Source organism: Maricaulis sp. (genome assembly GCF_048270095.1).
Taxonomy (GTDB): Bacteria; Pseudomonadota; Alphaproteobacteria; order Caulobacterales; family Maricaulaceae; genus Maricaulis.
Genome location: NZ_JBLWTL010000018.1, coordinates 23,979 through 36,905 on the forward strand (window position 1 = coordinate 23,979; position 12,927 = coordinate 36,905).

The 12,927-nt window shown below is 63.4% G+C and carries 15 protein-coding genes and 1 tRNA gene; 9 read left to right on the forward strand and 7 right to left on the reverse strand.

What is annotated here, in order from left to right; translation table 11 throughout:
* The first annotated feature begins 23 nt into the window (after positions 1 to 23).
* A complete protein-coding gene (locus ACN0YJ_RS10675; RefSeq protein ID WP_417496182.1) occupies positions 24 to 713 on the forward strand; it encodes an HAD hydrolase-like protein in 690 nt (229 codons plus the stop codon).
* Positions 714 to 719: 6 nt separating this feature from the next.
* On the opposite strand, the gene ACN0YJ_RS10680 is transcribed toward ACN0YJ_RS10675, so the two are convergent.
* Entirely contained in the window at positions 720 to 938 is a 219-nt protein-coding gene (locus tag ACN0YJ_RS10680; protein ID WP_091767813.1) for a phosphoglycolate phosphatase, read from the reverse strand.
* Positions 939 to 1,187: 249 nt separating this feature from the next.
* Here ACN0YJ_RS10680 and ACN0YJ_RS10685 point away from each other — a divergent pair.
* The 4 genes from ACN0YJ_RS10685 to ACN0YJ_RS10700 all read left to right on the forward strand — a co-directional run bounded on the left by ACN0YJ_RS10685 (position 1,188) and on the right by ACN0YJ_RS10700 (position 5,165).
* Positions 1,188 to 1,262: transfer RNA gene (locus ACN0YJ_RS10685), tRNA-Val, on the forward strand.
* Positions 1,263 to 1,445: 183 nt separating this feature from the next.
* A complete protein-coding gene (locus ACN0YJ_RS10690; RefSeq protein ID WP_417478592.1) occupies positions 1,446 to 2,486 on the forward strand; it encodes an extracellular solute-binding protein in 1,041 nt (346 codons plus the stop codon).
* A gap of 2 nt (positions 2,487 to 2,488) precedes the next feature.
* Entirely contained in the window at positions 2,489 to 4,111 is a 1,623-nt protein-coding gene (locus tag ACN0YJ_RS10695; protein ID WP_417496183.1) for an ABC transporter permease, read from the forward strand.
* Positions 4,112 to 4,133: 22 nt separating this feature from the next.
* Positions 4,134 to 5,165 (forward strand): ABC transporter ATP-binding protein, encoded by a 1,032-nt coding sequence (locus ACN0YJ_RS10700; RefSeq protein WP_417496184.1) that lies wholly within the window; start codon positions 4,134 to 4,136, stop codon positions 5,163 to 5,165.
* Between the two features lie 81 nt (positions 5,166 to 5,246).
* Here the strand turns inward: ACN0YJ_RS10700 and ACN0YJ_RS10705 are convergent, their stop codons facing one another.
* The 3 genes from ACN0YJ_RS10705 to ACN0YJ_RS10715 form a co-directional block, all read right to left on the reverse strand.
* Positions 5,247 to 6,311: a Leu/Phe/Val dehydrogenase gene (locus ACN0YJ_RS10705; RefSeq protein WP_417478589.1), complete on the reverse strand. Its 1,065-nt coding sequence runs from the start codon at positions 6,309 to 6,311 to the stop codon at positions 5,247 to 5,249.
* A 110-nt stretch (positions 6,312 to 6,421) separates the two neighbouring features.
* Entirely contained in the window at positions 6,422 to 6,946 is a 525-nt protein-coding gene (locus tag ACN0YJ_RS10710; protein WP_417496185.1) for a uracil-DNA glycosylase family protein, read from the reverse strand.
* Positions 6,947 to 6,998: 52 nt separating this feature from the next.
* Complete coding sequence (locus ACN0YJ_RS10715) at positions 6,999 to 7,256, reverse strand: DUF3253 domain-containing protein (protein WP_417478587.1); 258 nt, start codon at positions 7,254 to 7,256, stop codon at positions 6,999 to 7,001.
* A gap of 44 nt (positions 7,257 to 7,300) precedes the next feature.
* Between ACN0YJ_RS10715 and ACN0YJ_RS10720 the strand changes: the two genes are divergently transcribed.
* Positions 7,301 to 8,023: an acyltransferase gene (locus ACN0YJ_RS10720; protein WP_417496186.1), complete on the forward strand. Its 723-nt coding sequence runs from the start codon at positions 7,301 to 7,303 to the stop codon at positions 8,021 to 8,023.
* Here ACN0YJ_RS10720 and ACN0YJ_RS10725 read toward each other — a convergent pair.
* A complete protein-coding gene (locus ACN0YJ_RS10725; RefSeq protein WP_417496187.1) occupies positions 8,020 to 9,297 on the reverse strand; it encodes a NupC/NupG family nucleoside CNT transporter in 1,278 nt (425 codons plus the stop codon). The two genes, ACN0YJ_RS10720 and ACN0YJ_RS10725, sit on opposite strands and share 4 nt — an antisense overlap.
* A 95-nt stretch (positions 9,298 to 9,392) precedes the next feature.
* Between ACN0YJ_RS10725 and ACN0YJ_RS10730 the strand changes: the two genes are divergently transcribed.
* Complete coding sequence (locus ACN0YJ_RS10730; protein ID WP_417496188.1) at positions 9,393 to 9,605, forward strand: DUF1289 domain-containing protein; 213 nt, start codon at positions 9,393 to 9,395, stop codon at positions 9,603 to 9,605.
* Complete coding sequence (locus ACN0YJ_RS10735; protein ID WP_417496189.1) at positions 9,602 to 10,291, forward strand: retropepsin-like aspartic protease family protein; 690 nt, start codon at positions 9,602 to 9,604, stop codon at positions 10,289 to 10,291. The genes ACN0YJ_RS10730 and ACN0YJ_RS10735 overlap by 4 nt, the downstream gene beginning before the upstream one ends.
* Before the next feature lie 61 nt (positions 10,292 to 10,352).
* On the opposite strand, the gene ACN0YJ_RS10740 is transcribed toward ACN0YJ_RS10735, so the two are convergent.
* Both ACN0YJ_RS10740 and dusA read right to left on the reverse strand, forming a co-directional pair.
* Positions 10,353 to 11,171, reverse strand: coding sequence for a sulfite exporter TauE/SafE family protein (locus tag ACN0YJ_RS10740; RefSeq protein WP_417496190.1), 819 nt, complete (start codon positions 11,169 to 11,171; stop codon positions 10,353 to 10,355).
* Positions 11,168 to 12,163 carry a tRNA dihydrouridine(20/20a) synthase DusA gene (dusA, locus tag ACN0YJ_RS10745; RefSeq protein ID WP_417496191.1) on the reverse strand — a complete coding sequence of 332 codons (996 nt, stop codon included), beginning with the start codon at positions 12,161 to 12,163 and terminating at the stop codon, positions 11,168 to 11,170. Before dusA ends, ACN0YJ_RS10740 begins: the two co-directional genes overlap by 4 nt.
* Before the next feature lie 137 nt (positions 12,164 to 12,300).
* Here dusA and ACN0YJ_RS10750 point away from each other — a divergent pair, with 137 nt between their 5' ends.
* A complete protein-coding gene (locus ACN0YJ_RS10750) occupies positions 12,301 to 12,852 on the forward strand; it encodes a hypothetical protein (protein WP_417489978.1) in 552 nt (183 codons plus the stop codon).
* The last annotated feature ends 75 nt before the right edge of the window (positions 12,853 to 12,927 follow it).

The following is a 12,927-nucleotide window of genomic DNA, read 5'->3' on the forward strand; positions in this document are numbered from 1 at the left end:
CCAGCCTCAAAGAGCAAATTCACATGTCCGATCCTCTCGACCCCGACCTGTTTGGCCAAGCCTCGATCGCCTTCGATCTCGACGGCACGCTGATCGATACGGCACCGGATCTGGTGCGCGCGCTGAACGCTGTCATCGTCCCCGACGGGCTGACCCCCGTGCCGGTCGATCATCTGCGCGCGCTGGTCGGGCGCGGCGCCCAGGCCCTGATCGAACGTGCCTACGCACAGCAAGGCCGGCCTCTGCCACCGGAGGCAACGCCAGAACTCGTGGCGCGCTTCATTGAAATCTACCAGGCCGACATCGCCGCCCACAGCCGGGTCTTCCCGCAAGTGGAGGCAACACTGGCGCGTCTGCAACGCGCAGGCGCCACCTTGTCGGTCTGCACCAACAAGCCGTCAGTTCTGTCAGACTTGCTGATCGCCGAGTTCAAGCTGAGTGACTACTTCGCCCGCATCATCGGGCCCGACCGCACCACAGCGAAGAAGCCCGCCGCGGACCATGTCCACACAGCGCTCGGCACGGGCTATTTGCGCGCGGCCATGATCGGCGACAGCGCACCGGACGTGGATGCCGCGCGAGCCGCCAGGGTGCCAAGCATTGTGCTCAGCTATGGCTATAGCGAAGCACCGGCCGGCTCCTTGGGAGCCGACCGGTTGCTGCATGATTTTGGTGATATTCCGGGGGTGCTCGCCGAAGTCTGGCGAGCCTAGTCGGTATCAGGCGGAGCGACGCTCGCGGCCGACATCATTTGCAGGCCGTGTTGGCATGCCATTGACCAGGTTCGAGCGCACATCGGTGCGAGCGGAACGCATGGCAGGCATAAAGCCAGCTTCGACGAGATCGACATTCACGTCATAGCCGCGCTCGGCCCAGTAAGCTTCAATACGCGCTTTAAGACGGCGCGCGCCTTCCGGCGTGCACAGATCGTTATTCATGAACAATACCTCCAATACGACCGAAGCTTCCCTCGGCCGGGAATTGCGTCCAATCTGATGATAATAGTCGCCGATGCGCTGGATGCGCTTCCGGTTCGGGAGGGCTGATATAGGGATGACGCTTCCGTGACGAGGCAAAACTGATGTGTCAAGTTGTCGCACCCCGGTCGCGGGGCAAGTGCAGACCGGCCTGAACGCGGAGTTGACCGCCCGTAAGCGCGTGCTTATACGAGCGCTTTCCGGGATACCGGGCGATTAGCTCAGCGGGAGAGCACCTCGTTCACACCGAGGGGGTCACTGGTTCAATCCCAGTATCGCCCACCATTTCCACTTTCCACCCCACCCGAAACAGACCTGACAAGCTGCGGCCTGCAATGCGATTCTGTGTTGGATCGCACCATTCCAGGGCTGATGCGCATCATCGCGCCTGGTCCCGGTGCGGACACTACTTGCGAAAGGTTCTCATAAATGAGAGAGGGTAGGCTGATTAATCAGATTGGGTGTGACATGAAAACCGTGAAATTCCTCGCTCTCGGCGCCAGCATCATTCTGGCAGCCTGCTCGCAACCCGCTGCCACGGACAGTGACAGCGCCCGCGTCGTCAATGTCTATAGCGCCCGTCACTATTCCAGCGACGACGCGATCTATGCGGCCTTCACCGAGCAAACCGGAATCACGGTCAATCTGGTGACCGCCGGTGGCGACCAGTTGATCGAGCGCGTCCGCGCCGATGGCGAGCGTAGCCCGGCCGATGTTATCATCACCGTGGATGCCGCGCGCCTGCACCGCGCCGAGGAGGCCGGCCTGTTTGCCCGGAGCGATTTTAGCGATCTCACGGCCGGCATACCGGCCAATCTGATCGACCCCCAAGGGTATTGGGTCTCCATTGCCAAGCGCGCCCGCGTCATCGCCTATTCAAATACACGCGTTCAGCCCGGCGAGATCGAGACCTATGAAGACCTCGCCGACCCGCGCTGGCAGGGCCGGATATGCGTGCGCTCAAGCGGCAATGCATACAATCAATCCCTGCTCGCCTCGATCATTGCACGTTCTGGCGAAGAGGCCGCTGAGGCCTGGGCCCAGGGCCTTGTTGACAATATGGCACGCGCCCCCCAGGGCGGCGACACCACCCAGCTTGAGGGTGTCGCGGCAGGGGAATGTGATGTAGCTGTCGTGAACCACTACTATTATGCGCTGATGGTGAATTCTGACGAGCCTGCCCGCCAGGCCGCAGCCGGGACGGTTTCGCTGCTCTTCCCGAACCAGCAGACGTCCGGCACGCACATCAATGTCTCCGGTGCCGGGATCGCCGCGAATGCACCGCACCCCGCCGAGGCGCGCGCGCTGATCGATTTCTTCTTCAGCCCCGATGCCCAGCGCATGTTCGCCGAAATGACCAATGAAATCCCCGCCATCGCCGATACGGCCTGGGAAAACCCGACGCTGGAGGCGATGCTCCCCTTCGTCGAGGATGAGCGCAATGTCTCCGAACTGGGCGATCATAATGCCACCGCCCAGCGCATTTTTGACCGGGTCGGCTGGCAATAGCGATGGCGGCAACGGCCCGCTCAAACCGGTTCGGCGACTGGTTGCCGGGCCGCACGCTCTTGCTGGCTGTTCTGGCGGCAACGCTGTGCGCGGCACCGGTGCTGGCCGTAGCTTGGATCGCCCTGACCGGTGAAACCGGCGACTATCTGCGCCACCTCGCAGGCACCCGCCTGCCCACCTATCTCGCGACCTCGGCGGTGGTCGCCCTCATCGCCGCAGGCGGGTCCGGTCTGATCGGCACCGGCCTCGGCTGGCTGATGGCCCGCACCGATTTCTTCGGCCGCCGCACTCTGGGTTGGGTTCTGATCCTGCCCCTGGCAGTGCCCGCCTATGTCGCCGCTTATGCCTGGCTCGATCTCAGCCATGCCGGCGGCCCCCTTCAGGCGATGACGGGCGGGCTTTTTCCCACGATACGGGGCAGCCTAGGCGCGGGACTGATGTTCGCCTTCGTCCTCTATCCCTATGTCTATCTGCTGGCGCGCAACGCCTTCGCCGGACAATCGGCCGATGCCTACAACGCCGCACGCACGCTCGGAGCGGGACCGTTCAACGCATTCTGGCGCACCTCCCTGCCGATGGCGCGTCCAGCCATCGCCGCCGGTCTGGCGCTGGTGGTAATGGAGAGCCTGGCCGATTACGGCACCGTCTCGCATCTCGGCGCCCCCACCCTGTCGATCGGCCTGATCCGAGCCTGGAGCGGCGCCGGTTCGCTGGTTGATGCCGCCCGGCTTTCACTGGTCCTTGTCCTTGTCGCCATCCTCGTCTTCGGGCTGGAACGCGCCCAGCGCACCCGCGCCCGCAATATCAACGCCGCCGGCCGCCACAGGCCTGCCCCGCGGCTGCAGCTGACCCGGATAACCGCACTGGCGGCGCTCATGGCCTGCCTGCTGCCCTTGATGCTGGGGATGATCATCCCGCTTGGGCGACTGGCCTGGCTGGCACTGCGAACCGAGACCGCGAGCGGGCTCGCTGCGGCCAGCCTGCACAGCCTCACCCTGGCCGGCATCACCGCGCTGATCGCTGCAGCGCTTGGCCTGGGCACCGCCTATGCCCTGCGCAGCCGCACCGCGATTGCAACCCTGGCCGCACGCGCCGCCGGTCTCGGCTATGCCGTCCCCGGCGCGGTGGCTGCGGTTGGTGTGATCGCCCTCCTGTCCGGTACCCAGGCCCTGATCGACCCGGCCTGGCGCAGCCTGACCGGCAATGTCTTCCCGATTCTGCTCACCAGCACCGGCGCCGCCCTGGTCCTGGCCTATCTCTCGCGCTTTGCCGCCGCCGCGATCAGCCCGGCCGAGACCGCACTGGCGCGCGTCACCGCGTCGCTCGATGGCGCGGCGCGCACACTCGGCGCGACACAGCGCCGCCGGATCTGGCAGATCCACTGGCCGCTGATCGCTGCCGGGGTCACCTCGGCGGGTCTGCTGGTCTTCGTGGAAGTCCTCAAGGAATTGCCAGCGACGATGATCTTGCGCCCATTCAATTATGACACGCTGGCGATCATCGCGCATAATTACGCGAGCGATGAGCGGCTCGGCGAGGCCGCCCTGCCCTCCCTCCTGATCCCGCTGGTGGCGCTGCTTCCCATGATCTTCGTCGCCCGCTACCTGTCGCGACAGGATCGCTAGAATGCTGCCCGGGGGAGCCCGCATGACGCAGGCGCAAACAGTCTTGAGTATTCGCGGTGCCGAACATCGCTACCGCGCCGATCACGCCGCTCTGGCGGGTGCAGATCTCAACCTGCGCGCCGGCCACATCACCGCCCTGCTCGGGCCGTCTGGCAGCGGCAAATCCACCCTGTTGCGAGCCATTGCCGGCCTGGAACGCCTGGACGCCGGTTCGATCCGGCTCGGCGAGACGATCTGGGATGACAAGCAAATCCATCTGCCGCCGGAAGCGCGCCGGGTCGGCATGGTGTTCCAGGACTATGCCCTCTTTCCACACATGACGGCACTGGCGAACGTGGCTTTCGGGCTCTCCGGTGCCGACAAGAAGGCTCGCGCATTGGCCCAGCTGGAAGTGGCCGAGCTTGGTCACCGCGCCAAAGCCTATCCACACGAGCTGTCCGGTGGAGAGCAGCAACGCGTCGCGCTTGCGCGCGCATTGGCGCCCCACCCCGCTGTCGTGCTGCTGGACGAGCCTTTCTCCGGCCTTGATCGCCGATTGCGTGGCGAACTGCGCGAGCGCACTGTGGACACGCTGAGAGCCGCCAGGACGACGGCGCTGATCGTCACCCATGATGCCGAGGAAGCCATGGCCGTAGCCGACGAGCTGGCCTTGATGGATGGCGGCCGGATCATCCAGACCGGTGCCCCGGGCGAGGTGTGGATGAACCCGGTGAGCGCCACCGCAGCGAAACTTCTCGGCGATGTCGAAATCATCGAAAGCCGCGTCAGCGACGGCCGGGCCGCGACGCCTTTCGGACCAGCCGAGGCCCCGGGCCTTGCGGCGGGCCAGCGCGTCAACGTCCTGATCCGGCCTCGCGCCTTTGTCCTGACACCCGCCGAGAATGGCGCCTTCACAATGACCCGCCACCGCTCTGCCGGTCCGCACCTGACCTACAGGTTTTCAGGGGAGATGGGCGAATGGACGGCGCAAGCGCCCTCTCCCATTTCGATCATCACGGGCGATCGGGTGAATGTGGCGCTGGACCCCGTCTATGTGCGGGTAGTGGCTGTCTAGCAGCGCCCCTCCAGACACAAAAAATCGCCCCCGCCGTAAGGCAGGGGCGACTTGAATCACTATGACGGGAGGCGCCGGAGCCTACGCGGCCTTGGCGGCGCGTTTTTCCTCGATGCGCTGGCGGGCGATCTCGTCGGCGATCACATTGGAAGGGCGGCCTTCCTTGTCGGACTGGTCGAGAATTTCGCCCAGCGTCTGCTCGAGGCCGGTCAGCTTGCCCTGCACCCAGGCCGGGTCGAAATCGCCGGCAATCTCGCCCATGACGTTGATGATACCGCCCGCATTGAGCACATAATCAGGCGCATAGACGATGCCGCGCTTCATGATTTCGGCCCCCATATCGCGGGTCGCGAGCTGGTTATTGGCAGCGCCGGCAATGATCTTCGCCTTGATGCGGCCAATCGTGTCCGGATTGATGATGGAGCCCAATGCGCACGGCGCGAAGACCTCGGCATCCTGGTCGTAGATTTCATCGAGCCCGACAATCGTTGCGCCATATTCGGCCTTCAGGCGCTCGAGCCCGTCGACATTGATATCGGTGATGATGAGCTTGGCGCCGGCTCTGGCCAAATGCCCGCTCAAATAGGAGCCGACATGGCCCGCCGCGCCCTGGATCGCCACGGTGACACCGGAGAGATCGGTTTTGCCGAGCGCGCGCTCGATACATACTTTCATGCCACGGAACACGCCTTCAGCGGTGACCGGTGAGGGGTCGCCCGACGCATCCTTGCCTTCCGGCAAGCCAACCACATGGGTCGTGAAGCGGCGCACGGCCATCATGTCAGCCGGGCTGACGCCGACATCCTCGGCACTGATATATTCGCCATTCAGGCTTTCAACGGCGCGGCCAAAAGCTTCAAACAGGGCCACGCGGTCGAAATCGCCCGCCGGCTTCATGATCACGCTTTTGCCGCCGCCAATCGGCAGGTCGGCCATGATATTCTTGTAGCTCATGCCCTGGGACAGGCGCAGCGCGTCATTCAACGCCTCGGTCGAACTGGGATAGGTCCACATGCGGCAACCGCCGCAAGCTGGACCACTGGCCGTGGAATGAACGCCGATAATGGCTTTCAGCCCGGTCTGTTCGTCGGTCGCGAACAGGACTTTCTCGTGATTGTCAAAAGACGGGTGCTCGAAGACACTCATGAAGCGCAGACCCTTTTTCCATGGGCGCAGCGTGATCGCTGCAAAATTCGGCGCTCGAATACCCTTTCGCACCGCCAGTTACAAGCGCGAGAAAACATCGTGATCAGACGCTATTGTAACAAATCTTTTATGCGGCAGCGCAGCAATGGGAGAATTTTTGCCTCAAACCAGGGGTTTTTACGCAACCAGGCACTATTCCGCCATGACGGGTGCGGTAAGGGGATATAATCTGGCCCGAAGGCCTCAGCCTCGCGCACTGTCTCTGTCATGGTTTTTCGCACCTGCGAACCAAGATGAAAGCGCTGCGCATGTAGTCCGACCAGAAGGGTTAGCCGGACTTTGCCCAGCCGAGCGATCAGTCTTTCCTGCCAGAGCGGGGCGCATTCCGTGCGAGGTGGCAGATCGGCTCCGGTCGCATCGAGCCCGGGAAAGCAGAAGCCCATCGGGGCAATGGCAATTTTCGACGGGTCATAGAATACCGTCTCATCAACACCCATCCAGTCTCTCAGGCGGTCACCGGACGGGTCGGTAAACGGCCGACCCGAAGCCTGCACACGCGTGCCCGGGGCCTGACCGATGATGAGAATTCTGGCGTCAGGCGCAGCCTGCACGATCGGGCGCGGTTCATGCGGCATGTGGGGTGCGCAAATCCGGCAGGCCCGGATCTCACTCAGAAGCGGAGAAAGGTCAGACGCGGCCAATCCGGTAGACCCCTTTGAAGGTCTCGGCATCGGTTACAGGCTTGCCCTTGCGCAGGATGTTCACCTGACCCTTTTGCATCAGCCGGATGGCGGCCTGGCGCACATGGCCGAAGCGCTTGTGCCAATTATCAGGATCGGCGGCGCGCGCGACATCCTCCGGGGCGATGGAGCGCCCCTCGGGAGCGGCTTTCACCAATTGCAGGATAACGGCTTCGATCGGGTCGTCGGATGATGTATCGGTCATGGACGTTCTCTATTCCAGCTTTCCCGCCATTGCCAGAGGCCACCATGCGCCGTGATCACCGCCCCTACTGGATGCACCATTTCTGGGAAGGCTATGAGAATGCCTGGACACGGCATTTCCTCAAACCGCATTTCGAGACCCTGGGCAGCGATCCCAAGATTGTCCGCCCCTGGCATGTCGAGGTCTTCGGCCCGAACATCATCGCCGGCGACAAGCTGCACATCATTGCCAGCGCTGCCGATCCGGTGCGTCTGACTGTCTGGTCGCCGCAGGATCAGCAAGGCCGGATCACATTGGGCGACGGGGTTTTCATGGCGGGCGGCACACGATTGCTGGCAGCGGGATCGATCGAGATTGGCGATGCCTGCCTGATCGCTCGTGAATCAGTGATCACCGATTGCGACTGGCATTCCCTCTATGATCGCGTCGATCCGGCCCCTCCCTTCAAGCCTGTGAAACTGGGCAAGAATGTCTGGGTGGGCGATGGCGCCTTTATCGGCAAGGGTGTGACGATTGGCGATCATGCCGTGATCGGCGCCCGAGCCGTCATCACCAAGGATGTCGAACCCTATGCAGTGATGGCTGGCAATCCCGCCCGCCTTGTCAAACGGCTGGATCCCGAACTGCCGATGAAGACAAGGCTCGACCTGCTTGGCGATCTCGACGGGCTGGAGGCCTTTATGGAAAACGCCTATCGCGATGCGTTGAAGGATAATTCCACCACAGGCTGGCTCAGCTCGAAGCTCTGGCCCCGCCACGGCGTCTAGCTGCCGAACAGGCTCATCGGGAAGACGCCGATCGCCGCGCCCGTCATCAGGGTCGCCAACGTGCCGGAGATCAATGCCTTCGGTGCCAGGTTGAGAATATCCTCACGCCGCGAGGGCGCGATGGCGACCAGGCCGCCGGTCAAAATGCCGACGCTGGCGAAATTGGCGAAACCACACAGGGCATAGGTCATGATCAGGTTGGAGCGCGGGCTCAGGGCATCGCCCAACCGGGCCAGCTGGTCATAGGCGTAAATCTCGTTGAGGGCCGTCTTGAGCCCCATCAGGGAACCGGCTGTCGTCGCTTCGCTCCAGGGGATACCGGCCAGCCAGACGATCGGCGCGAATAGCCATCCCAAGATCCGCTCCGCGCTCAGGGGGACGTCATGCACATCAGGCAGCAGGGCCAGCAGGACATTCGTCAGCGCTACCAAGGCGGTGAAGACCAGCAGCATGAAAATGATGTTGAAATAGAGTCGCATCCCGTCCGACACGCCGGTCGTCAGGGCGTCCATCGAGGAATTATAGATCGGAGCGGGAATCTTCTCGGCGTCCGCCTCCACCGAGTCCGGTTCAGCGGGCATCATCAGGCGTGCGAGCAATACGGCCGCCGGCACCGAAATCAACGATGCGGTAAAAATATGCCCGGCAGCATTCGCGATGACGCCGGTCAGCTGGCTGACATAGAGCGCCATCACCGATCCGGCGACGGTGGCAAAGCCGACGGTCATGATCAGGAAAAGGTCGGACTTGCTCATCTGTGGCAGACGCGGCCGGATCAGGACCGGGCTTTCCGTCATGCCCAGGAAAATATTCGCTGCCGCACCCAGGCTGGCTGCGCCGGACAGATTGAGCAGTCGCCGGAAGGCATAGGCGAAGCCACGCACCAGGAGTTCGAGAATACGCCAGCGCCAGAGCAGGGCTGACAGTGCCGAGAGCACAATCACCATCGGCAGGGCCTGGAATGCAAACAGGAAGAGGCTGCCGCCGTCGGGATCGAGCACGAAGGGTGATGGCGCACCGGAGAGGTAGCCGAACACGAATTGCGCCCCCTCATTCGTCACCTCCTGCAACACCATCACAACGCCGGTCAGTGATTGCAGGAATGCGCGGAAGGGCGTGACGGAATAGAGCAGCCAGGCAATCAGCAATTGCATCCCGATCGAACCAAGCAGGAGCAGGACGGGGAAGCGCTGGCGTGGCCCCAGGGTCCAGGCCAGACCGGCAAACACGAACAGGCCGGCAAAACTGCGCAATTGCAGCGTCATATCTTCCATCTGATCCCCCGCAAAACGCTGCAGCACCCTATTCCGGCCGGTCATGCGGCGGCAAGTACTTGCCTCAAGCGCCGCAGCGCGAAATGCTGCATGCCATGAACCCTGCCCCGATCAAGACCCCTTGTGTCAAAGTCTGCTTCGTCGACCCGGCAGCCGGCCTGTGCGTCGGCTGTTTCCGGACGATGGAAGAACTTGGCCGCTGGACGAAGTATTCCGACGCCGAACGCGAGGCGATCCTGGCCTCCCTGCCGGGTCGCGAGGCGCATTATGCCGATCAGCATCCAGGCCCGAACGGAGCGGTATCGTGAAACGCTGGCTGCCCCATCTCGCCCTCGCCGCCCTGGTCACCGCCGCCGTGCTGCTGGCGATGCGCTATGCCGCGCCCGGCAGTCTCGACGAGGGCGATACCGCCCTGCGCCTGGTCCAGGCGGTCGGTCTGGTCGTGCTGATTTCTGGCGGGCTGGTCGGCGCCATTGCCACTCGCCCCGGCCACGCCATACGCGATCTCGCCATCTGGATCGGGATCGGTCTCGTCCTGCTGGCCGGTTATTCCCTGCGCGATGATTTCGCCACGGTCGGCGCGCGCATGGCCGGCAATCTGGTGCCGGCACGGGCCCAGGGCGAAGCCGGCGGCGCCCAGACGATCCGGCGCCATGCCGACGGACATTTCTACATCGTCGCCGAGATCGATGACCGACCCGTGCTATTCTTGGTCGACACCGGTGCCTCAATGGTCGCGCTAAGCCGCGCCGATGCTGAACGCGCCGGCATTGATACCGCTGCGCTACGCTTCAATCAGCCGGTCCAGACTGCCTCTGGCACGTCGTCGGCGGCCGGTGTGCGCCTGCGCTCGCTGCGGCTGGGTGGTCTGGAACTGCGTGATGTCGACGCGATGGTGATGATTGACGGTTCGCAATCCCTGCTCGGCATGTCCGCCCTCAATCGCCTCTCCGGCGTCGAGATCCGCGGCGATGAGCTGGTCCTGCGGCCTTAATTCTCGGTGGTCGCATTTTCGAACCGCAAAACCGGTGCCCACTTTTGCTGAAAATGCTCCGCTAACCCCCAAAAACCGCCTCCTTCAGCAGCATCCCGCCAACGACCACGAGGCCGATCGCAAAGAAGCGCTTCAGGGTCGCTGCCGGCAGATCATGCGCCAGGCGGGCACCGATCGGTGCGACGAAGAAAGCCGATCCCGCGAGCAGCAGGAAGGCGGGCAGATTCACATAACCCAGCGAATAGGGCACAATGTTGGAGCCCCAGCCATTGGCGATATAGCCGACTGCGCCGGGCAGGCCGATGGCGACACCGAAACCGGCCGCTGTCGCGACAGCCTTGTGGATCGACTTGCCGCACAGCGTCATCAGAGTGACGCCAAACACGCCGCCGCCAATCCCCATCATCGCCGACATGATGCCGATCAGTCCGCCCAGCCCGGCCCGCGCCGCACCACCCGGGAGTTCGTCGCGCAATTTCCAGTCGGGACGCCCGAAGAAGAATTGCAGCGACAGCAACAGCGCCATGCCGCCGAACAAGCCCGTCAGCACCCGACCCGACACCTGGTCAGCGATCACAGAGCCAAGCAGCGTCCCGCCGACAATCCACGGCCCCCAGCTGCGTAGCACCTGAAAATCCACCGCGCCGCGCTTGGCATGAGCCGAGAGGCTGCGCATCGAGGTTGCGACGATGACGGCCAGCGAGGTGCCGACGGCGACATGCATCAGCTTGTCATCCTGATAGCCGAGCGCCGAGAGGGCGTAATACATGGCCGGCACCATCACGACGCCGCCACCAATCCCGAACAGGCCGGCCACCAGGCCGGCAAAGGCGCCCGTCGCGGCCATGGCGCCGATCAACACAAGCATATCCGTCATCATGCGGCCTCATCTTGTTGCGGCACAGCAGCACTGGCCTCGTCGAGCACATCCAGGCCGGCACCCGGCCGATTGGCTTTCTCCGAGAGGATGCGTCGCCAATGGCGGGCGCCCGGCAAGCCCTGGAACAGGCCCAGCACGTGACGCGTCATGGAATGTAATGACACGCCTTCGTCGAGCCGGGCCTGCAGATAGGGCCGATAGGCGAGCAAGGCGTCATGGCGGGTCGGGACCGGGTCTGGTTGTCCGAAAATCCGCGAATCCACCCGTGCCAGCACCCAAGGGTCGTGATAGGCCGCGCGGCCAATCATGGCCCCGTCCAGCCCGGCGCTCTCGGCGAGCGCCTGGTCGAGGCTTTCCAGTCCGCCATTGAGGATAATTTCAAGCTCGGGCCGACGCTGTTTCAGCCGCCGTACAAGATCATAATCGAGCGGCGGAATGGTGCGGTTTTCCTTCGGGCTCAGCCCCTTTAGCCAGGCCTTGCGCGCATGCACTGCGAAGCTGCTCACCCCCGCCGCCGCAACCGTATCGACAAAGCCGAACAGCGCGGTTTCCGGATCCTGATCATCAACGCCGATCCGGCATTTCACCGTCACCGGCATTTCGACGGCATCCCGCATCGCCCTGACGCACTCCGCGACCAGTTCGGGCTCCTGCATCAGGCAGGCGCCAAACCGGCCTGACTGCACCCGATCCGAGGGGCAGCCGATATTGAGATTGATCTCGGCATAGCCAAAATCGGCCCCGATCCGCGCCGCCCGGGCGAGGTCGTCCGGCACGGAGCCACCGAGCTGCAGGGCAACCGGCTGCTCAACCGGATCGAAGCCGATAATCCGCTCAGGGTCACCATGGATCAACGCCTTGTCGACCGCCATTTCCGTATACAGCAATGCGTGCCGGCTCAGGACACGGTGAAAGGCCCGGCAATGCCGGTCGGTCCAGTCCATCATGGGCGCCACGCTGAGGCGGCGATCGGGCGTTCGATCAGGGCTCATGCCGCCACATAGCGCGCACGCGCCCCTTGGGCAATTTGTGTCTTCCGCCCGGCGCTCAAAGATTCAAATGCCGCACAAGGGATTCACCCCGTTTCAATCCGCGTGTGTTTCTCTGGCACCGCCTGGAGGGATGAGTGATGGCGAAAGCACTGTTTCACAAACACCAACGCGTTTACGTGGCGCCGGTCGGCACCTGGGCGATCGTCGAACACGTCAAACCTCATTGGGTGAAAGACGTCGAGGAGCCGGTCCGCGTCTATTATGATTGCGGCCTCGGGCGCGACTTCACCACGCACGAGCTGGCGGCCGAACAGGTCGAAAGCGTCGACGGCGAAAATTGGCGGGTGCTACGCGCCAAGAATAAATGGCAAAGCCTGGAAGAGTGTAGCCGGCACCCTTTTCCCGGTACATTCCCGGTCGTTGTGACGGATCCGAAAGACTGGGGAGGCTGGCGCGTCCCGGCGGCGGAGTATGATCGCGATCCGGTGCGGATCGAAGCCCAGGCAAGACTTCTCAGCCGCAGCCCGGGGCTGTTGGAGCTGGCCGAACAACTGATCAAGCTGGCCTCGGAGGAAACCGAGCTGCCCGATGCCGTGAGTGCGCTGGCCCGCCGCGCCAATGAGATTGTCCGCGAAATCAACATCAAACCCGCGGCTCCGGCCCCGGTGAGCCCGCCTCACCTCGCCTGACAGCGCGGCGTACTTTAACGCAACTCTAATGAATTTGGCACAAAGTTGAGTTTAGTCTTGAGGTAACCAAGCTCT